Genomic DNA, 20,357 nt, shown 5'->3' on the forward strand with positions numbered 1-20,357 from the left:
ATTACAAGATTACTATACAGTTGTTTCAAGAAAGTGACAAGTACTATTCAAATTACCGAATTGTTTCGACAATTAATGAAATGGTATTGAAATAATAGTGCTATTTGCGTTAAAATGTCTTTTATACAAAAACAACTGTTCTTTCTATAAGAACAAAAGGAGATCGTTACGTTATGTGGAAAGGCCTTATTGAAGAATATAAACAATTTTTACCCGTAACTGAAAACACACCTGCTTTAACTTTAAACGAAGGCAATACGCCTCTTATACATTTAGTGAATTTATCTAAGAAACTAGGCATTGAGCTTTACGGAAAAATTGAGGGTGCAAATCCAACTGGCTCATTTAAAGACCGAGGAATGGTATTTGCTGTTGCAAAAGCTATCGAGGATGGAAGTCAATGCGTTATTTGCGCTTCTACAGGAAACACTTCCGCTGCTGCGGCTGCCTATGCAACTCGTGCAGGCATCCAATCAATCGTTGTTATTCCAAAAGGTAAAGTTGCTCTTGGAAAGCTAGCACAGGCAACAATGTATGGGGCAAAGATCATTGAAATTGATGGAAACTTTGATGATGCACTCAATATCGTTCGCCAAGTAAGTGAAACGACACCAGTTGCACTTGTTAACTCTGTAAACCCATACCGTATCGAAGGTCAAAAAACGGCTTCGTTTGAAATCGTAGATGCCTTAGGTTCAGCACCTGATTATTTGTGTATTCCAGTTGGGAACGCAGGTAATATTACTGCATATTGGAAAGGGTTTAAAGAATATCACGCTGCAAAAAATTGTGGTCTACCAAAAATGTATGGCTTTGAAGCTGAAGGTGCTGCAGCAATCGTTAAAGGTGAGCCAATTGCTAATCCTGAGACAGTGGCAACTGCCATTCGTATTGGCAATCCTGCGAGCTGGACATTGGCAGAAGCTGCTCGAGATGAATCTGGTGGTATCATTGATTCTGTTACAGATGAAGAAATTGTAGCAGCCTACAAATTAATCGCAAGTACAGAAGGCATTTTTGTTGAGCCTGGCTCTGCTGCTTCTTTAGCTGGTGTTATGAAATCTGTTGCAAATGGAAAAATCCCTCAAGGCGCCAAAGTTGTAACAATCTTTACAGGGAATGGCCTGAAAGATCCTGATACAGCCATGAATGTATCCACTGTAGAGGTCGTATCCCTTAAAAACGATGAAGAAGAAATTCGTGCATATATTGAGGGTGTACTATGAGTAAAATGTGGCAAATCTCAGTTCCTGGAAGCACAGCCAACTTAGGTCCAGGCTTTGATTCAATAGGACTTGGCTTGTCTCTTTACTTACAGCTTTCTGTTACCTTGCAAGAACAATGGGAAATTATTCATCTTGATGATAATGGTCCTAAAGAGTTTGAGCTTGAAGAACACTTACTATACGTCATTGCTAAAAAAACTGCAGATCTATATGGTCAACAGCTACCGGCTTGTCGTGTGGAGATGGCTAGTGAACTTCCATTGGCACGTGGACTTGGCAGCAGTGCAGCAGTTATTGTTGCAGGTATTGAGCTTGCTAACCAAGTCTGCGAGCTGGAATTAACAATTCAAGATAAACTCAATCTATCTTCACAAATTGAAGGACATCCAGATAACGCAACTGCTTCAGTTTTAGGAGGATTAACGATTTCTTCGATGGATGACAATGGCATAGTCGATACATTCCACATCAATGATATCGATGCCTCCTTTGTGGTATATGTACCAGATGTTGAATTAAAAACAAGCGAATCCCGTTCTGTTTTACCAGAGCAATTTAACCGTTCCTATGCTGTTCATGCCTCAGCAAATGCAAATATGTTAGCCGCTTCTTTAATGACGCGAGATTTTGAACGTGCTGGGCGTTATATGGAGGAAGATTTATTTCATGAACCGTTTCGTGCAAAGCTAATTCCTGCTTATGAAGAAATTCGTATGGCTGCAAAATCGAACGGTGCATACGGTACTGCTCTAAGTGGCGCTGGACCAACAATGATTTCTATTATTCCTTCTGCTATTGCCTCTGACTTCGTTGAATTAATGAAAAAGCAATTCCCAGAGCATCAAATTATTTTAACAAATGCTGATGAACATGGTGTACAAGTCAATGAATGTGTGAAACGTCTACTTTAATAGTAGGCGTTTTTTCTTGAAAGCAAGATTGGATAAAACTAATATTATAGAAGTATAGAATTAAACTTTTTATACGCGCTTTCCTAAGGAGGAATTATTTTGAAACCCATTATATTCTGTGATTTCGATGGCACGATAACAGAAACAGATAACATCTTTTCACTTATGACTGAATTTGTACCAGAAGAATCTGAGAAAATTGCTCAAGCGATGATGGAACAAACCATTTCATTTAAAGATGGGCTATCAGCAATGTTTCACCTACTTTCTACTCATCAAAAAGATGAAGTCATTCAATACCTGATGGAGTCGGCAGTCATACGTGAGGGATTTGGTGATTTTGCCCGCTATGCTCAAAACAACGATATTCCATTTTATATTGTAAGTGGCGGAGTTGATTTTTTCATCGAGCCTTTAGTTGAAAAATTTGGTCCTTTTTCAGGCATTTACTGTAATAGAGCAGATTTCTCTGGTAAACAAATAGAATTGATCTACCCAAATAGCTGCGATGAGGAATGCGCTAAATACAACACACAAGGATGCGGCTGCTGTAAACCAAGCGTAATGCGGAAGGTTGCCAAGGAGGATCATTATAAAATTGTAATTGGTGATTCTCTATCAGATTTTGAGGCAGCTAAACTAGCAGATATTGTTTTAGCTAGAGATCATCTTATCCAACGCTGTGAAGAGCTTCATGTTCCATATAGACCTTTTACCACATTTCATGATTGTCTAAAAATAGTACAAGAGCTAGTGGAGTCAAAAGAAGCTGTTGTTACACGCTAATAGAAAAAAGAAAAAGGAGCCACTTTTACAAAGATGTCTCCCTTTTCCTACTTACTTATGCTAATAATACTAAGCTAATGGCCATGACTGCCATTCCCCCTACTAGACCATACATCGACAAATGTGTTTCATCATATCTTTGTGCAGCCGGTAGCAATTCATCTAGTGAAATAAAGACCATTATCCCTGCAACCCCAGCGAAAACGATCCCAAACATGACATCTGTTAAAAAGGGCATAAGAAGCAAAAAAGCTACTAATGCACCTACAGGCTCTGCCAATCCTGATAAAAAGGATAATTTAAAGGCTTTCCTTCGATTACCTGTTGCAAAGAAAATAGGAACAGATACAGCAATGCCTTCTGGAATATTATGAATAGCAACTGCAATGGCAATAGCAATTCCTACATTCGGATCATTAATAGCTGACATAAATGTAGCGATCCCCTCAGGAAAATTATGAATGCCAATCGCCAGGGCTGTAAAAACGCCCATCTTCATCAAATGTTCTTCATTAACCTGTGGTTTGATGGCATTAACATCCTCTACCAGCTTTACTTCATGAGGATTAGTTGCCTTCGGAATGAATTTATCAATTAAGGCAATAAACAACATCCCACCGAAAAATCCAAGGATTGTCATCCAATAGCCATTAGTTGTACCTAATGCATTGGTTAAAGCATCTTTAGCTTTCACAAATATTTCTACAAGGGATACATAAATCATCACCCCTGCTGAAAACCCCAATGCTAATGATAAAAATTTTGTATTTGTTCTTGATGTAAAAAATGCTATTAAACTACCTACACCTGTTGCAAGTCCAGCAAACAGAGTTAATCCTAATGCCAGTAAAACATTTCCGTCCATACCCTTCTTCCTTTGCTCTTTTTCTTATTGTACTCATCTTAACGTAGAAGTTTCCTATACGCAATTCTTTTTTATGAGGCAAATATCATTCTTTACAATGTCTCGGTAAAATGTAAAAAAGCAGTATCTATTATAGAAATAGATACTGCCTGTCTTTTTATTTATGATTAGATTGAAATAAACGTTTACGACGTTCGTACCAAATGACACAGATGATAAACCAAGTATAGCCGATGCTCCAACCAGCAAGTACATCTGTAGCAAAATGTCGAGCTCCTGCAATACGTGATAAACCAATAAGCACCATTAAAATTGTTGCCCCAAGCCACAGAAGGATTTTACGTCCTTTACTACTATTCTCCGCTAAAATATAAGCAAGTGTAAATAAATAAAGTATACCAGTCATCGAATGTCCAGATGGAAAACTAAAGGATGTCAGTTGATCCTCAATTTCAGGTCGTGGACGCTGCTCCCATTTTTTTAGCAATTGGTTCAGAACATTGCCTGCCGCAAAAGTTAGGACAACAAATAGCATACCTCGATAATTTTTTTCCTTCCAAGCTAAATACACCATTAAAACTACTGCAACAGCAACAACAAATTTAGGCTCACCTATATAATGAAAAATCTCAATAAATCGATTACCAAAAAAAAGCTCTGCCATCTTTGCATCAAATGTATTCATCAGCTGACTTTGATAGGTGGCTCTTAATACAATAAAGACAATTAACGTTAAGACTGCTAATGGATATGCCCATTTTTTCATTTTTTCACCTCAAAAAACATTCATGCTATGTCCTTCACATCATAACACAAATAAATCTTTTCTGAATGAAATATAGGCCATCATTTTAAGAAAGGTATACACCATTGACCTCTTGATAAATAGTGACTGATTCTTCTTCTGGTTTGTTAAAGTAATTGGAAACGGCCAATGCAACAATGAATAAAATGGCTACTATAGGTAGTATTCTTCTAAACATCCTAAACACTCCCTTATTCTTTTACTAGTCCAAATTTGACTACTTAATTAGCACTGGATCAAAAAGCCAATCTTTTGGACCAAAGTTTGCATCCTTTTCTCCTCTAACCTCACGTGAAATACCATATTTTATAATAGTTTCTCTAAATCTTTTACTAAACAAAGTCTTTCTATATAGATATCTTCCATCATGACTACACTCGGCTGAGTAGAAAACATCCCCTTTTAAGTTTTCCAAATCTTCATGATGATAAATATCAGGACCATTAATGACACCATTTAAACCACAACTGCACGGAGGTTGCTCAGTTGCAAAGTATAATTTAACCCTGTCCTTACTACACTCAGGGAGCATTTGTATAGGAATAATTTGATAAGCTGGCTGTTTGCCTTCTTCCGGACCTTGATGGATCACCTCTAAAAGCTCATAGCCTTCTAGTTTTTCTCTTTTCATTAATGATACTAGTTCCTCAGAAGCTACCCAATAACCATTTACATGCACTAAATGACGATCTTTCATCTGCGTAGTATCGATAACTATTGGTGATAACTGCTCTTTATCCATGAGCCCACAACACTTACAATGTGTACTCAAAGAAAATAGTGTCCCCTTATCTTCTAAGAACATTTCTGGTGAATTACCTGTTGAATTTAAAGTAAATAATGGTGCTCGTTCATACTCTAAATCTGAAAATTCAAAATAAAAACGTTCTCCAATTGAAACGATTCCAAATTCACGCTCTAATGACTCATATAAAGCTGTTACCTGCTCGTATGTTACATCTTCATTTAATGTAAAAATAGGATTAAATTTAGTTTTTAAGTTTCTTTTTCTCAATTCAGGCGCACCAATAGCAATACCATGACGATTATAAACGTTAATAACTTGATCTTGACTAGTTTCATCTATGGAAAACAAATTTTCAAGTTCTACTTTCACAATACACGCCTACCTTTATAAAGTTTTATGGTGAAGTATATTGACTAGCTAGTAACATTCTACAATCTACTAACGCTACTTTATTCATAGATAGTCAGGCTGCTTATTTAATAAAATGATTTATATATTACTCACTAAAGCAAATCTACTTAACCACTGTTAATTTAAGCGTACCAGTAGTTATACCGTTATTTCAACTTCGGGTTTACGCCAATTTTCTGGCGTGATTCAGACAAGTTTTTGGCGTGATTTGGCGGTTACAAAAAAACACCGCCACTTTTTTGGCGGTGTCTATCATATTTTATAGGTAATTTAGTACAGGGATATGGTTTTATTTTACTAAGGAAATATATAGGATATTTAATTCCCATAATGCCCCCTATTAATTGAAAAATATACCAACAGTATAACATAGAAATAGTTTAGAGTAAATTCATTCTCTCTGCAAGATTTACAGCTTCTGTTCGTGAATCTACATTTAACAAAGAAAAGAGTTGAGTTAAATATCTTTCCGTTGTACGTTGAGGAATATTTAATTCAATAGCGATAGCTTTATTTGTATGGCCCTCTGCAATGAGTCTTAGAATTTTCTTTTCCTTTTCATTTAAGTGAATATCTTTAGCACCTTGCAGTTTAAATTTATCATCCAGAAAATCTAAGAAATTTTTAGGTAAAACAATTTCACCGTTTGCAATTGCCCTTACTGTTCTTAATATTTGCTCTTTCGAAGCTGTTTTAGCTAAAATACCTTCTATTTTTCTTTCTAAAATGAGTGGATAATAATCCGTAATATCATCACCTGTGTAAAGAATAACTGAAGCATTTGACTGAATAGCCTTGATATTACGGGCTAGGTTAATTCCATTTTCTAATGGCATATTGATATCTATTAGATAGATATCGTACGGTTTATTCTTTATCCTTTGAATGACACAAGTTGCATCACTTTCCGTATCGATGATAATATCTTCATTCTCTTGAAATAAATTTTTAGTTCCCTCTAACACTATAGGGTGATCATCCACTATGAGCATCGTAATCAAGTGTTTCACTCCCTTCTTTCACCATGATTCTAATAAACATCCCTTCATTGATATTCGAGTCAATAGTAAATTGTCCGTTAAACGCTTTTACACGCTCCTGCATACCTTGAATGCCCATTGATTCGGCTACTATAATGTCCTCTACATTACAGCCTACACCATCATCTTTATAAATGATTTCGAAACCATCGTTCATTTCTTTTAAATGAATTTCAACTGATGCTGCATAAGAATGCTTCAACGCATTATTAAGTAACTCTTGGAATAAACGATAAATCATTAAATTCATACGCTCATCCTCTAAATAAAGGCGGTCAATGGTGTAAATAAGCACGAAGTTAGCTCTTTCTTGAACTTTCCGAATCAATTTTTCCAAAGCTGCATTTAAACCTAATGTATCTAATAACGGTGGTTTTAGGTTTTCACAATAAGTACGTAATTCATGTAAGGATGCAACCATTTGTTTATGAATTTTCGCAAGCTTTTCTTGAATATCCGTTGTATTTTTTGCATTTACTAGGACATCCACCTCGCGGGCTATATGAAGTTGCTCCTGTAAATTGGTGTCATGTAACTCTTGAGCTAACTGGTATTTTTCTTCTTCAAATCTTAGCCATAATAGCTTATTCAGCCATGGTAACTGACCATCATCAGCTTGCTTCATATGCTTTAGTTCCTCTAGCAGTTCTTCCACCATCTTGGTATTTTCAATAAAATTATTTACATATAATAAGAGCAGTTCAAGCCATAAAAGCTCCTCATCTTTTAAATGAATCGTATTATTATGCCCTAGCACTAAAGCTCTTTTAAAATGTGCATCCTGATGGAGGAATGCTATATAAACTTTGTCAATTTTGCGTATTTCACCTAATCTGATATCTTCCATTATGTCAGGATCTATCGTAATACTTTCACCAGCTATTGGTATGAATTCATTTTTGTCATAGTTATATGTTAAGACAAAAACATCCTCTAACTCCAGATGCATGGAAACCTCATAAGCAAACTTTTCTAAAAGTTCGTCAATTTTAATTGTTTTCCCAATTTTATCTACGGCTGTATATAGCTGATGAATATAGTCACCCTTTGTGGAAAATAATATTTTCCGCTTGCGATAATCGACCTTCTCTTTTACGTAAAAAAGTATGACTAATGAAGAAAATGTAAAGAAAGATACCCCTGACATAACCGTCATGGTTAAATAACGCCCTGCAATAAAATATAGTCCCACTGTAAACCATACAGTAAAGATTAAAGAGAATATAACATAATAACGTAATCTTGTAATATGGTACTCAATATCAAATAATCTCTCTGCTAATTGCGTAAAAATAAAGCTAAAGGGTATAAGCAATAAAAATAATGAGCTTATCTCAGATGAAAGTATATACGTATGAAAAAAAATTTTAGGGAGTGCATATAAAAAAAGAAATGGTAGAAACGGAATTAATATACTATTTAATAAAATCTTCAACTGAGGTGAGCTGTACTTAAAATAGCTTATTAATAAAATACTAAGGATGATCACTAGGAGAATAAAGAAAATAGCCAATATAACATTGGAAAGAATATCATTTGAAGCAGGATAAATAGTACCCATACATCCTAATACAAAAGCTATGAAAGGAAGTATATAAAAGAGCTTGATATTATTTGTAAACACCCAATTTGTTTTCACAAATGAATAATAATTTCTCAAAAAATGTAACAGTATAACTAAACATAACAGCATACTACTTCGATTTACGATAATGCCAATCGTATCCATTCTACCAGAGACACCACTACTTACATAGGCCAAAGAAACCGTTAACATAAAAAGAATTAGTAAGTCAGCTAATTTTGTATTCCTTTGTTTGAAATGTAAATAAAACGCTATAAATAATGTTAATAAATAATAACAAGCTGGAATGATTAATACATAGATAAATTGTTGAGGGATATCCAAATGCTTAATATGTATATTGATTAGATCTCCATCGGGCTTCAGTATTGTTATTTCATTAGCTGATAAAATTTTAGATTTATATCTCAGTTGATTTAATTCATTGATGGGTTCATGATCTACAGTTAAAATTGCATCACCAACAGAAATATTTTGACCCTCTGCCCAGTCTTTATAATAAAGTTGAGAAATGACCCATTTGTCATTCTCTTCTTCTACCCCAATCTGTATATAAGGCTCGCTATAATTCACATAATTTAAATAAAAACCAATAATTAAATAGAGAATTATAGCGGGCCAAAACAACTTACTTCGCAACTTTCTTAGTTCCAAATATCACTTTCTGTATTCATTTCACCGTTAAACGCTTCTAAAATTGCTGTTTGCTCTACAGATGAAATTCCAACTAATGAGGCTTTTTGATCTTTTAATAGTGCAACTAGGCTTGGATTTTGCTCTAAATATTGGATTACATTAATCATTCTTATCTCTCCTCATTTCAATAGTTTTTGTAGGTATTCTCTACCTACCTGATTTATAGCTACATTTTCCAGGTAATTCAATGCTTTAAATTTATAGACGTTTTTTATGGTAATGGCATAACGTATCGCCCCACCATTTGTCAACGCGTCTTCTGTTGCATTATTATCCAAATCTGTAACTATATCATTATTATAATAGCTAGAAACAGATTTTGAAACATCATTTTTCTGTGATAATAGATAAATAATAGGAAGAGAATACCTTTTATTTAGCAGATCATTTTTAGGACCCCACTCCTTTAAGCTTTGAATATCATTTTTAATTTGTTGGATGATCCCTATGTATTTCCCATATTCCTCTACTTCTTGAGATATTTCTCCTTTTGCAAGTACTTCGCCAACCAAGCAACCCATCGCTGTTAATGAGCCGGATTTCAAGGTAATCATTTTTACATAGGAATCTTCATCGCGACAACTATTTAATAAGTCTAATTGCTGTCCATTTATACTTTTTAATGCGTATTCATCAACTAGCTTTATAGCCGCTCTTTTATGTTCAAAAGAGGTTTCATCTATTGTTTTAGATGCCATGACCAGCATAGCTAAAGCAACATTTAATGATAATTCAGGTGTTTTGTTCCAACTATAGTCTGAATCTTTATCCTGCAGATCATCAATAATATCAAAAGACAGTATTAAAAGTTCAATTGCAGCAGCTACCTTGTAGATATCTGGATTTATACTACTTGAAAATGCTTCATAATGCCAAAAACACATTTTACCAAAGGAAAAACCTACTGTTGTTTTTTCTTCTTTAAAGCTTTTTAGCATTAATTTTAGCTCTGGTCCAAGTAATAGTTCATTTTCTATAAGGATGTCTAATGATTCATTGATGTGTACATCTAAATCCTTCAATAGTCCTCTCTCCTATCTGGTGTATTACTAGATATTATATAGATTAGTGGGAATTAATACTAGTCACAGCGTTTTATAATACATTAAATACCATTAATTCCTTTATAAAGAGAGAGACCGCCAAAAAATGGCGTTATTCATGCAAATCACGCCAGATTTTTGCTAATTATTACTAAAAAAATGGCGGTAGAGAACCAAGTACCGCCATTAAAGTGGCGTAAACTTACCATTGAAATGGCGCTCTAACAGATGTTACGCTTAGATTAGCAATAAAATATATTTATAAAGTCAGGATAGATTGATGAACATGAAATCTTTTTGTACTGGGAGTGACTTAAAATTGAATGAAACTGTTTTCATACTTACGGCTACTTTTTCATGTAATATCTCTGTCTCAGCTGAAGAAATTACAATTAAACAGCCTAGCAATGATCAACGACGAATTGAACAAATTATTATTCAATCTGAAGTAAAAGCCTATCAAGATACACTGGCTGCATATAAAAATATTTCACCCTATTCAAAATATATTAGTGATATTCCTGGATTTGAGGATACATTTCAACAAAAAAGAGATTATTATATTGAGCAATATGGCATTATTAGAATATCAAACGAAAGTATTTCTACTATGTCATTAGTCAATCCTTTCACTTTTGGATTAAATATAGATTCCCCTATAGTGTATGTAACGCCACATGACACAATTATTAATGCAAGAGGGCTAGTAATAGCGGCTAATGCATCTAATAATAACAATCATTCTGATAGTTTGGATGAGCTCTGTAATACCAGTATCTCAGGCTTGTCCATTAATGAGAACACCATATCCTTTAATATGGATTCGACATTTAGTAAATGGAGAAAACCATCTATTACACATTAACCTATACCCCTAGCTAAGCAGGTCACACTGATTGTGACCTGCTTTTTGAGTAATAAAACGACATCTCTACATAGTGTTGATAAACAAAGCAATCAATAGCATTTTTATAAAAGATGAAAATGAATTTCCGTTGCAGGCTACTTGCTTTCCTGTAGGCGAGCGCCGAATCGCTTCCTCCGCTACTGCTCCGTTTAAAGTTTTGCCTGTCTCGCTATTCCATGGTAGTCCAGTAGCCCACCACTATAAACCGCTTTTTAGCAAAGGTATTCAAATAAAGTGAAGGTGTTCATTACTCTTTATGAAGAGGTGTTGTCACGCATCACTTCTCCACATTGAAAATAAGAGCTTATCCCCTCTAAGAATACAGATAATGGGCTATTTGATTGTTATGCTACTATGAAAAAAGTAAAGACACTTTGCAGAATGGTTGATTGGAGTGGAGCCAGCGTCACTCCTAGGGGATTTAGCGTCACTGAGGAGACCCTGGAGCGAGCGCAAGTGAGTGAAGCGGCTCATCGGACGCCCCCTGGAAAGGACGCTGGCGGAACGGAAATCAACCCCTCACCTTGCTAAAAGGGCTTTTTCTGCTAGTGACATTCTTTTTTCAACAACAAGAAAAGGTGTCTCAATCCCTTGAGACACCTTTAGATGATTAACCTTTTACATAATAAACTTCTTGTCCGCTTTCAATGATATGATCAGGCTTCGGTTTACCTGCACTTGCCTTATGGCCTGCAATATGCTCAGGACTCTTCTCCCAATTTTTCCATGCTTCTTCTGATTCCCAACGAACCATCACTAGCACTTCTTCATCACCGCGGCGAACTTTCTTTACAAGTACCTGCTTATCAATGTAGCCAGGTTGTTGTTCAAGTAATGAGGGACCATTTGGCTTAGCACCAAAACGTTCCACAACCTTATCCGAATTCCCTTCTGTCACAACAATACGTTTAATTTGTACAAACATATTAGTTGAACGCCTTTAATACATCTTCAGCTTTTTGTGTTTCTGATTGTAAACCGCCACCTGAAAGGTACCAAATTTCTGGATCTAAGTAGAATACTTTACCGTTTTTCACAGCGTTTGTTGCACTTACAATTTCGTTTTCAATTGCAGCTTTTGTACCTGATTCACCGTTTTCATTTACAACAGCGTCACGGTCAATAACGAATAAGATATCTGGATTTTTCTCACGTACAAATTCAAAGCTTGCATTATCACCATGTGATTCGATTTTGAAGCCACTAGCTTCAGCTACAGCTTTTACACCATATACATCATGAATCACACCGAAACGTGAACCAGGACCGAATACTGATAATGAACCTTCACTACCTAAAACGATTAACGCTTTTTCTTCTGTTGCAGTAGCCTTAGCTTTTACTTCTTCTACTTTTGCTTCATATGCAGCAATTGCATCTGCCGCTTCTTTTTCTTTACCAAAGATTTTACCAGCTAATTCTGTATTAGCTTTGAATGACTCTAAGAAGTTAGTATTATCTACACCAATGTATACTGTAGGAGCAATTTTAGATAATTCAGCATAAGCTGCTGAAGCACGGCCAGAGATGAAAATAATATCTGGGTTAATTTCAGATAATTTTTCATAATCAGGCTCGAATAATGTACCTGCGTTTACATAAGTACTATCTTTAAACTTGCTTAAATATGCTGGTAATGAGTCTTGTACCACTGCTGTAGGATTAACGCCTAAAGCATCTAATGTATCTAAGAAACCATTATCAAAAACGACAACTTTTTCTGGCATTTTATCAAGTGTTACTTCTTCAAATGTTGTACTACCGTCACGACCTTCAACTGTGCTACCTGGAATTGTTAGTGGATATACTGATGATTCTTCATTTTGTTCCTCAGCTGGTTTGTCAGTTGAAGTACCTTTATCATCTTCTTTTGCTTCATCTTTCGAACCGCAAGCAGCTAATACTAATAGCATCATTGCCATTAATACTGTAAGTAATTTCCATTTTTTCATTGTGAAATTTCTCCTTTAATTAAATGATTTGATAGTTAGATGTTCATCATCTGGACTATTTTTACGAATTAAAATAAACACAAATTCGACAGCCATCCTGCTCTTGAACAGGAATATCCATATCATAAATTTCCTTCAATGCATGTGAGTTAATAATGTCATTTGTAGGACCATTTTTAACAACACGGCCATCTTTTAATGCAACAATATGGTCAGAGTAAACAGAAGCAAAATTAATATCGTGTAAAACGATAACCACTGTTTTGCCTAACTCATCAACCAACTTACGTAAAATCTTCATAATCTGGACAGAATGCTTCATATCTAAATTATTTAATGGTTCGTCCAGTAAGATATATTCAGTATCTTGGGCAATAACCATTGCGATAAATGCACGCTGACGTTGACCACCTGAAAGCTCATCTAAATAATTATGTTGCATATCTTCTAAATTCATATAGCGAATAGCTTCATCCACTTTTTCTTCGTCTTCAGGTTTTAAGTGTCCTTTTGAGTAAGGGAAACGGCCAAAAGATACAAGCTCACGAATCGTTAGACGAACATTCATAAAGTTTGATTGCTTTAAAATCGATACACGTTTAGCGAAATCATCTGATTTCCAGCTACGTACATCTGCCTTATCGAGTAGTACTTCACCAGTATCTGCATTCAGTAAACGACTCACCATAGAAAGTAGCGTGGACTTCCCTGCACCATTGGGTCCAATAAACGATGTGATTTTTCCTGAGACAATATCAACACTTACATCTTGAACGACAGGTTTTTTACCAAAAAACTTTGTAATTTCTTTGACTTGTATCATCCTGCTGACCTACTTTCTCTTAATAATAAGTAGATGAAGTAAACCCCACCCACAAAATTAATAATGACACTAAGTGTAGTAGTGAAACTAAATAAACGTTCAACCATCCACTGTCCACCGACTAAAGCTACAACACTCATTACACAGGAGCCAGTAATTAAGATGGAATGCTTGTATGTTCTGAAATACTGATATGATAAATTTGCAACGATTAAACCAAAGAACGTGATCGGACCAACAAGCGCTGTTGAAACAGCAATCAAAATTGAAGCTAAAATTAACATACGTTGTACCAGCTTATCGTAAGGTACACCTAAATTTATAGCTGTGTCTCGTCCTAAAGACATGACGTCTAATTGATTCATATGACGAGCACCGTAGATAAATGTTATTAAAATGATAACGCCTGCTAGCCAAACTAAATCTGAATTAACATTATTGAAACTTGCAAACATTTTACTTTGTAAGCCTAAAAACTCATTCGGATCTATTAATACTTGGAAGAACGTTGTAATACTTCCTAAGAACGTACCAACAATCATCCCAACAAGCAGTAAAAAATAAATCGGTCGCTTTCCTTCTTTAAACAATACTCGGTAAAAAATTAAAGCGAATAGAATCATCGCTCCAATTGCAAGCGTAAAATTATAGTAGATATTAATAACTAATATGGATGTAGAGCCAAAGAAGAAGTAGATGCATGTTTGAATTAACATATACAAAGCATCTAAACCCATGACACTTGGCGTTAAAATTCGATTATGTGTAATTGTTTGGAAAACTACTGTTGAATAGGCAATCGCTATACCCGTTAATGCCATTGCCACAACCTTTATGACACGGCGTGGAAAAGCATAGTGATAATTACCATTGAGTTCCCAAAATAAATATAGGACAACTGCTATAACAGCGAGACCTAGTAAAATGAACATTTTTGTACGATTACGCATATGCTCTCCCCCTAAACAACATGAATAGGAAGATGGCACTTCCAATTACACCAACAGTCATACTTATTGGTATTTCATAAGGGAAAATCAGTACTCGTCCTAAAATATCACAGAATAACAAGAATGACATACCAAGTAATGCTGTGTGCGGCAAGGTTTTTGCCAGATTATCACCTTTAAACAGAGAAATAATGTTCGGAATAATCAAACCAAGAAATGGAATGATACCGACTGTTAACACCACTGTCGTGGAGATAAGAGCTACCAACACCAAGCCTAAATTGACTACAAATTTATAGGATAGACCAAGATTTTTTGCAAAATCCTCTCCCATCCCAGCTACTGTAAAACGATTTGCGTAAATGTAAGCTAAAATGAGTATTGGTACACTTACGTATAACAGTTCGTAACGGCCTTTCATGATTAATGAGAAATCTCCTTGTAACCATGCAGAAATGTTTTGGATAATATTCGCCTTATATGCAAAGAATGTTGTAACAGAGGACAAAATATTCCCAAACATTAAGCCAATAAGCGGTATAAAAATCGCATCTTTAAACTTAATTCGGTTTAATATTTGCATAAATAGTAATGTGCCGGCTAAAGCAAATATGAAAGCGAAGGAAATTTTTTGGAAATACGTAACGTTCGTAAAGAACATCATGGAAATCAATACACCCAACCGTGTGGCATCTAATGTACCAGCTGTTGTTGGTGAAACGAATTTATTCCTACTTAAGCTTTGCATAATTAAACCAGCAATACTCATACCTGCACCCGCTAGCAAGATTGCAACAAGTCTAGGTACACGACTAATTAAAAATAGTCTAGCTTCTTCTGATTGGAAGTCTAATAGGTCGCTAGGCTTAATATCTACTACTCCGATAAAGAGCGACACAATAGACAGCAAAACAGTTGCTGTTAAAAGATATCTTATTTTCATAGTAATCCCCGGTAGATTTCATTTTTGTGTGTAACTCACTTATTAGTGAAAATGATTATCATTACTCACGATTTCCATTATAAGCATGATTTTATTCTCAGTCAACCAGCAAATGAGAATTATTCTCGTTTTATTAATGATTAACTAAAAAATATGCCAAATTAACGAAATATCAGCATTACCGTAAATTAATCAACAGAAATAATTCACTATTTCTACAATATTTTTATCCAAATAAAAAGGTAATTGAGAATAAAATCTATCCCTCAATTACCATTTCTATATTAGATAATTTTTTTAGTGCCTCTTAACCATGCAGAAATAATGAATATGATTAATACTAACCCAACATAGCCCATCACTGCATATAGTTTAGCTACTAGCGTTGTAAACCCTACAAGACTTGCTAGAAAACCGAGACCACCTATAAATATAACTGCAATCCTAAAGCTTGCTCTACTAGGCTCGAAAAACCTTACCATAAAGGAATATAGCATCCCTACTGCCGTATTATAAATCATTCCCAAAAGAGAAATAGTCATTAATACTCCAACAATCGGATGAATTTCATTCGCTAACGCTAGCATCGGAATGTCTAATCCAACAATGATATTCATCTTTGCTAAAAGGGAGAAATTCACAAGTAAGATTAAAGCACCTAACAAAATCCCACCAATTATACCACCCATGCCAGCTACCTTATGATTGCGTATGGATCCACACATAACAGTCAGTAAAGAGAAGCTAACCCCTACATTGAACGACATGTACAATAAAGCCGTTACCCACCAACTTTTCTCACTTATTTGAGCCTGTTGAGCAATAACAGCTTGCTCTGCAAAGGTAAAATCCATCGTTGCAATAGCATAGATAGCGATGATGGAGACAACGGTTAGTAGATAGGGGGTTGCTAGTGCAATAATATTAATGATGCTTTTCACATCCATCATGACAGTGGCTACTGTAAGCAAGATCATACAAATACTCCCTAGCCAAAAAGGCAGTCCAAACATTTGCTGAAATGTTGCACCAGCGCCAGCAAACATGATGACAGCTACACCAAATAAAAAGAGTGATAGCACTAAATCCAAGACAAAGCCCATAGTATTCCCTGAAATTTGATAAATCAAATCCTTATGGGACGATGTGCGAAGCTTAGAGCTCACTTGAGCAACACACATTCCAACAATTGAGAAACCAACCATAGCTAACAATGCTCCATATATTCCTTTAAAGCCATAGCTTGTAAAATAAAGGACAATTTCCTGCCCTGATGCAAATCCTGCTCCAACGATAATCCCCACATAGGCACCACCGATTTGCAAGCTTTTTTTCAATCAGTTCTCTCCTCGTTTTCCTTATACTAAATGATCGACTAAGTACTCCCTTATTGATAGATTTCTTTGCTAATTGTTAATTTATCAATAACAGCCATATTAGGCTTATAACCAATACCTACCGACTGGGGTACCTCAATATAACCATCTTTAACTTTTACTTCAGGATCAATGATATCCTCGTACCAATAATGACTAGAACCTGCTGTATCGCCAGGTAAAATAAATTGACTAAGAGACGTTAAGGCAACATTATGTGCTCGTCCAATTCCAGCCTCTAACATACCACCACACCAAACTGGAATATGGTTTGCTTTACATAGGTCATGGATTCGTATTGCTTCCGTTAAACCACCTACTCGTCCAATCTTGATGTTTATGACACCACAGCTTCCAAGTTCAATTGCTCGTCTGGCATCCTCATATGATGTGATGCTTTCATCTAAGCAAATAGGCGTTTTTAACTTTTTCTGTAATGCTGCATGATCGACAATATCATCAGTAGCTAATGGTTGTTCGATCATTAATAAATTAAAATCATCAAGCTGCTGTAGTATTTCTATATCCTCTAATGTATAAGCAGAGTTTGCATCAACCATCAAGGGTAAATTTGGAAATTCCGCACGAATTGCCTGTACTATCTCTACATCCTCTCCAGGCTTTATCTTGATCTTCACCCTTTTGTAGCCTTTTTCAATATGACCTTTTATTAATGCAATTAACTGAGCAATAGAGGGTTGAATACCCACACTGACTCCTACTTCAATACGTTGTTTTTGACCACCTAACGCCTGTGCAAGTGATTGCTTTGTTTGCTGAGCATAGATATCCCATACAGCACCCTCAATTGAAGCTTTCGCCATGCAGTTTCGCCGAATAGGTGCAAATAATGAGGTTACCTCATCTGGATGCCCAATCTTTTTATGTAACAAGATGGGTATCAAAAAATCTTGTAGCATATGCCATGTTGTCTTTAATGTTTCTTCCGTATACCATGGTGCTACAAAAGCAACAGTTTCTCCCCACCCCGTCGTCCCTGATTCATCTTTTGCTTCTATCAGTAACATTTCCTTTTCATCAACTGTGCCAAAACTCGTAGTAAATGGTGCTTTCATAGGCATTTTTAAATGCCTTAATGTAATCTTTTCTAATCTCACATTGTTCACTCCTTATCATTATTATAAAGCTAATAAGGAGCGTCTGACTAACAGATAGCTATGAACATATTCTGGATGTTTCTTCATGCGTACGATGGCATAATCTTGGTTAAATAATGTTGTTAAGATTGTGCGAATTTTATAACGCCAGTCCTCTGCAAGTTTTGGACTTTCCACTTTCATTTTCTGTAGAGATTGAGGGATCGGTAAAAGATAGGCATCTTTATAAAAAGATTGATTTAACTGAAATGTATTTTCTACATCTAGAACTGGTAATCCGTCTACTGTTAATGTCCAAGGTACAATTTCCTGTGCTACTTCTTCTAATTCATCAAGGCTATCTGCCATTTGATCACGCTCGATCCACCATTCAACGACAAGTCTATCTGAAGGTAGTCCTTCATTAAAGTCATCTCGAAGTGGACCATAATAATCATTTTCATATTGATAACTAGTGGCGTTCAGTTTTAGAAATGCTAGATTCGCTAAACGCGCCTCTAATGGGTCAATTAACCAGCGGACAAGTTGAAAACCATGCTCTTTTGCATATTCTTGTTGGGCATGCTTCAATAATTCACCCACACCTTGTTCACGATATGCTTTTTCTACACCAATCATGTGCGAATGTAAGTACATTTCTCTATTCCGATAGCCAACGAAGCAATAGTTAAAGCCAATTAGCTTTTCTTCTAAATACGCTCCTAATACGATTCCCCCATTTTGTACAGCAGCTAGTAATTGATGGGAGGGGATTGCTTGACTGCCCCATATTTCAGCATTTAATTTTTGGATCTCTGCAATTTCTTTCGGTGTCGTTACTTTGTGAATTCGCACTTGCTCTAACATTACGCTGACGCCTCCTTTTTATGCCCTGACTCCAAAGCTAATAAAACTGCTCTTGTAAGTATCTCCACTCCCGTGACAAGTCTTGCTTGTTTAAATTTCATTTTCGGATGATGCAAGCCTGGTGTTAATCCACAACCCAAGCCCAGCATGGTTGTTTTTAAATGCGGCCGTTGTACAGCATAATGGTGAAAATCCTCTCCTCCAGGTGTATGAACAGGCTTTCTTAAATTTGATAATCCAGCAGCCTGTATAATTGCCTGCTCCATTAAATATTGAGCACTTGTATCAACTTCAGCAGCTACGATATTGGCCACCGTACGTAATTCAATTTGTACTTTATGCAACAATTTAGAGGAATCGATCACACGCTTTACGCCTTGTGCTAAATCGTCCATCACCTTGTTTTGTTGTGCACGAATATCAATCGTAAATGAGGCATTACCTGGGATAATATTGCCCGAATCTCCCCCAGCATGGAATTTCGTCATCTTTACAGATACAGGAACCATAGGATCTGTATGAATGGTTCGCAAATCTTCGATGATTGTTGCACCTACTTCAATGGCATTAATACCTAGGTGCGGTCTTGCAGCATGAGCATCCTCTCCGATAATTTCGCCTTCAAGTAAACGAGAGGCACCATGATATAAGGCTGCACAATAAGTGCCGTCCTCTAGCTCATGAACAGGTCTTACATGGACACCAAATAAATAATCTAAGTCATCAATAACACCTTCTTCTAATACAGATAACGCTCCAGTTCCTTTTTCTTCAGCAGGTTGGAAAATAACGCGGATTGTACCATTAATAGATTGCTGTAGTTCTTTTAAAAGTAATAGTGTACCAATGGCCATCGTCATATGACCGTCATGTCCACATGAATGATTCGCACGGAAATGACCATCTACTTCTTGCCATAAGGCATCTATGTCTGTTCTTAGTCCTACTTTGGGGTTACCTTTGCCTACATCAACATATAATCCTGTGGAATTTTTAAATCGTTTAGGGGAAAAGCCTTCCTGCGTTAATAGCTCCACTATATAATTGGTGGTTTCTACTTCATGCCAGCTGATTTCTGGATTTGCATGTAAATACGTAAAAATCTCCATTAATCTTGGCCTCAAATAATCTAACTCTTCCTTCATAGATTCCAACCCCTTAAATTTTCATATTATTAAAATTATTATAACGAAAATGATAATTTTCTACATAGAAACTTATACCCACATTCAACAAAATAACTACTTACGATAATATATTTCGCTCTCAGCCTCTTAGATAGACTTTTATTTAGATACAAAAAAAGATGCAAGTACAGTTTTTTTA

21 protein-coding genes are annotated in these 20,357 nt (G+C 35.8%); 4 read left to right on the forward strand and 17 right to left on the reverse strand.

Features of this window, described 5'->3' with window-relative positions; translation table 11 throughout:
• Positions 1 to 173 precede the first annotated feature (173 nt).
• From thrC to B3D98_RS18950, 3 genes are all read left to right on the forward strand, one after another.
• Positions 174 to 1,226, forward strand: coding sequence for a threonine synthase (gene thrC / locus B3D98_RS18940; RefSeq protein WP_004231969.1), 1,053 nt, complete (start codon positions 174 to 176; stop codon positions 1,224 to 1,226).
• Positions 1,223 to 2,137, forward strand: a complete 915-nt coding sequence (gene thrB / locus B3D98_RS18945) for a homoserine kinase (RefSeq protein ID WP_288585270.1) — start codon at positions 1,223 to 1,225, stop codon at positions 2,135 to 2,137. Before thrC ends, thrB begins: the two co-directional genes overlap by 4 nt.
• A 99-nt stretch (positions 2,138 to 2,236) precedes the next feature.
• A complete protein-coding gene (locus B3D98_RS18950) occupies positions 2,237 to 2,923 on the forward strand; it encodes an MtnX-like HAD-IB family phosphatase (RefSeq protein WP_048394218.1) in 687 nt (228 codons plus the stop codon).
• A 55-nt stretch (positions 2,924 to 2,978) separates the two neighbouring features.
• Here the strand turns inward: B3D98_RS18950 and zupT are convergent, their stop codons facing one another.
• The 8 genes from zupT to B3D98_RS18990 all read right to left on the reverse strand — a co-directional run bounded on the left by zupT (position 2,979) and on the right by B3D98_RS18990 (position 10,095).
• Positions 2,979 to 3,788 (reverse strand): zinc transporter ZupT, encoded by an 810-nt coding sequence (zupT, locus tag B3D98_RS18955; RefSeq protein WP_016992734.1) that lies wholly within the window; start codon positions 3,786 to 3,788, stop codon positions 2,979 to 2,981.
• Positions 3,789 to 3,945: 157 nt separating this feature from the next.
• A complete protein-coding gene (locus B3D98_RS18960; RefSeq protein ID WP_048394216.1) occupies positions 3,946 to 4,554 on the reverse strand; it encodes a phosphatase PAP2 family protein in 609 nt (202 codons plus the stop codon).
• Between the two features lie 85 nt (positions 4,555 to 4,639).
• The gene (locus B3D98_RS18965; RefSeq protein ID WP_255349868.1) at positions 4,640 to 4,771 is read right to left on the reverse strand and encodes a hypothetical protein; all 132 of its coding nucleotides are present in this window, start codon (positions 4,769 to 4,771) and stop codon (positions 4,640 to 4,642) included.
• Positions 4,772 to 4,810: 39 nt separating this feature from the next.
• Positions 4,811 to 5,710, reverse strand: coding sequence for a hypothetical protein (locus B3D98_RS18970; RefSeq protein WP_048394215.1), 900 nt, complete (start codon positions 5,708 to 5,710; stop codon positions 4,811 to 4,813).
• 422 nt (positions 5,711 to 6,132) lie between these two features.
• Positions 6,133 to 6,744 carry a response regulator transcription factor gene (locus B3D98_RS18975; protein ID WP_225341057.1) on the reverse strand — a complete coding sequence of 204 codons (612 nt, stop codon included), beginning with the start codon at positions 6,742 to 6,744 and terminating at the stop codon, positions 6,133 to 6,135.
• The gene (locus tag B3D98_RS18980; protein ID WP_231595687.1) at positions 6,728 to 9,016 is read right to left on the reverse strand and encodes a sensor histidine kinase; all 2,289 of its coding nucleotides are present in this window, start codon (positions 9,014 to 9,016) and stop codon (positions 6,728 to 6,730) included. Before B3D98_RS18980 ends, B3D98_RS18975 begins: the two co-directional genes overlap by 17 nt.
• A gap of 5 nt (positions 9,017 to 9,021) precedes the next feature.
• Positions 9,022 to 9,180, reverse strand: a complete 159-nt coding sequence (gene comX / locus B3D98_RS18985; protein WP_048394211.1) for a competence pheromone ComX — start codon at positions 9,178 to 9,180, stop codon at positions 9,022 to 9,024.
• A 12-nt stretch (positions 9,181 to 9,192) separates the two neighbouring features.
• Complete coding sequence (locus B3D98_RS18990) at positions 9,193 to 10,095, reverse strand: polyprenyl synthetase family protein (protein WP_048394209.1); 903 nt, start codon at positions 10,093 to 10,095, stop codon at positions 9,193 to 9,195.
• Positions 10,096 to 10,435: 340 nt separating this feature from the next.
• Between B3D98_RS18990 and B3D98_RS18995 the strand changes: the two genes are divergently transcribed.
• The gene (locus B3D98_RS18995; RefSeq protein ID WP_103118905.1) at positions 10,436 to 10,981 is read left to right on the forward strand and encodes a hypothetical protein; all 546 of its coding nucleotides are present in this window, start codon (positions 10,436 to 10,438) and stop codon (positions 10,979 to 10,981) included.
• Between the two features lie 652 nt (positions 10,982 to 11,633).
• On the opposite strand, the gene B3D98_RS19000 is transcribed toward B3D98_RS18995, so the two are convergent.
• From B3D98_RS19000 to B3D98_RS19040, 9 genes are all read right to left on the reverse strand, one after another.
• Positions 11,634 to 11,948 carry an antibiotic biosynthesis monooxygenase family protein gene (locus tag B3D98_RS19000; RefSeq protein ID WP_048394205.1) on the reverse strand — a complete coding sequence of 105 codons (315 nt, stop codon included), beginning with the start codon at positions 11,946 to 11,948 and terminating at the stop codon, positions 11,634 to 11,636.
• A gap of 1 nt (position 11,949) precedes the next feature.
• Positions 11,950 to 12,975 (reverse strand): siderophore ABC transporter substrate-binding protein, encoded by a 1,026-nt coding sequence (locus tag B3D98_RS19005; protein WP_054549615.1) that lies wholly within the window; start codon positions 12,973 to 12,975, stop codon positions 11,950 to 11,952.
• A gap of 61 nt (positions 12,976 to 13,036) precedes the next feature.
• The gene (locus B3D98_RS19010; RefSeq protein ID WP_048394201.1) at positions 13,037 to 13,798 is read right to left on the reverse strand and encodes an ABC transporter ATP-binding protein; all 762 of its coding nucleotides are present in this window, start codon (positions 13,796 to 13,798) and stop codon (positions 13,037 to 13,039) included.
• Complete coding sequence (locus B3D98_RS19015; RefSeq protein WP_004231949.1) at positions 13,795 to 14,748, reverse strand: iron chelate uptake ABC transporter family permease subunit; 954 nt, start codon at positions 14,746 to 14,748, stop codon at positions 13,795 to 13,797. The genes B3D98_RS19010 and B3D98_RS19015 overlap by 4 nt, the downstream gene beginning before the upstream one ends.
• Positions 14,741 to 15,691, reverse strand: coding sequence for an ABC transporter permease (locus B3D98_RS19020; RefSeq protein WP_048394199.1), 951 nt, complete (start codon positions 15,689 to 15,691; stop codon positions 14,741 to 14,743). Before B3D98_RS19020 ends, B3D98_RS19015 begins: the two co-directional genes overlap by 8 nt.
• Before the next feature lie 284 nt (positions 15,692 to 15,975).
• The gene (locus B3D98_RS19025; protein ID WP_288585289.1) at positions 15,976 to 17,028 is read right to left on the reverse strand and encodes a hypothetical protein; all 1,053 of its coding nucleotides are present in this window, start codon (positions 17,026 to 17,028) and stop codon (positions 15,976 to 15,978) included.
• 50 nt (positions 17,029 to 17,078) lie between these two features.
• Positions 17,079 to 18,185, reverse strand: coding sequence for an o-succinylbenzoate synthase (gene menC / locus B3D98_RS19030; protein WP_288585292.1), 1,107 nt, complete (start codon positions 18,183 to 18,185; stop codon positions 17,079 to 17,081).
• A 21-nt stretch (positions 18,186 to 18,206) separates the two neighbouring features.
• Positions 18,207 to 19,031, reverse strand: coding sequence for a GNAT family N-acetyltransferase (locus B3D98_RS19035; protein WP_066038007.1), 825 nt, complete (start codon positions 19,029 to 19,031; stop codon positions 18,207 to 18,209).
• Positions 19,031 to 20,176, reverse strand: coding sequence for a M20 peptidase aminoacylase family protein (locus B3D98_RS19040; protein ID WP_048394190.1), 1,146 nt, complete (start codon positions 20,174 to 20,176; stop codon positions 19,031 to 19,033). Before B3D98_RS19040 ends, B3D98_RS19035 begins: the two co-directional genes overlap by 1 nt.
• Positions 20,177 to 20,357: the final 181 nt, after the last annotated feature.

This window comes from Lysinibacillus sp. UBA5994, from assembly GCF_002429725.1.
GTDB lineage: Bacteria > Bacillota > Bacilli > Bacillales_A > Planococcaceae > Lysinibacillus > Lysinibacillus capsici.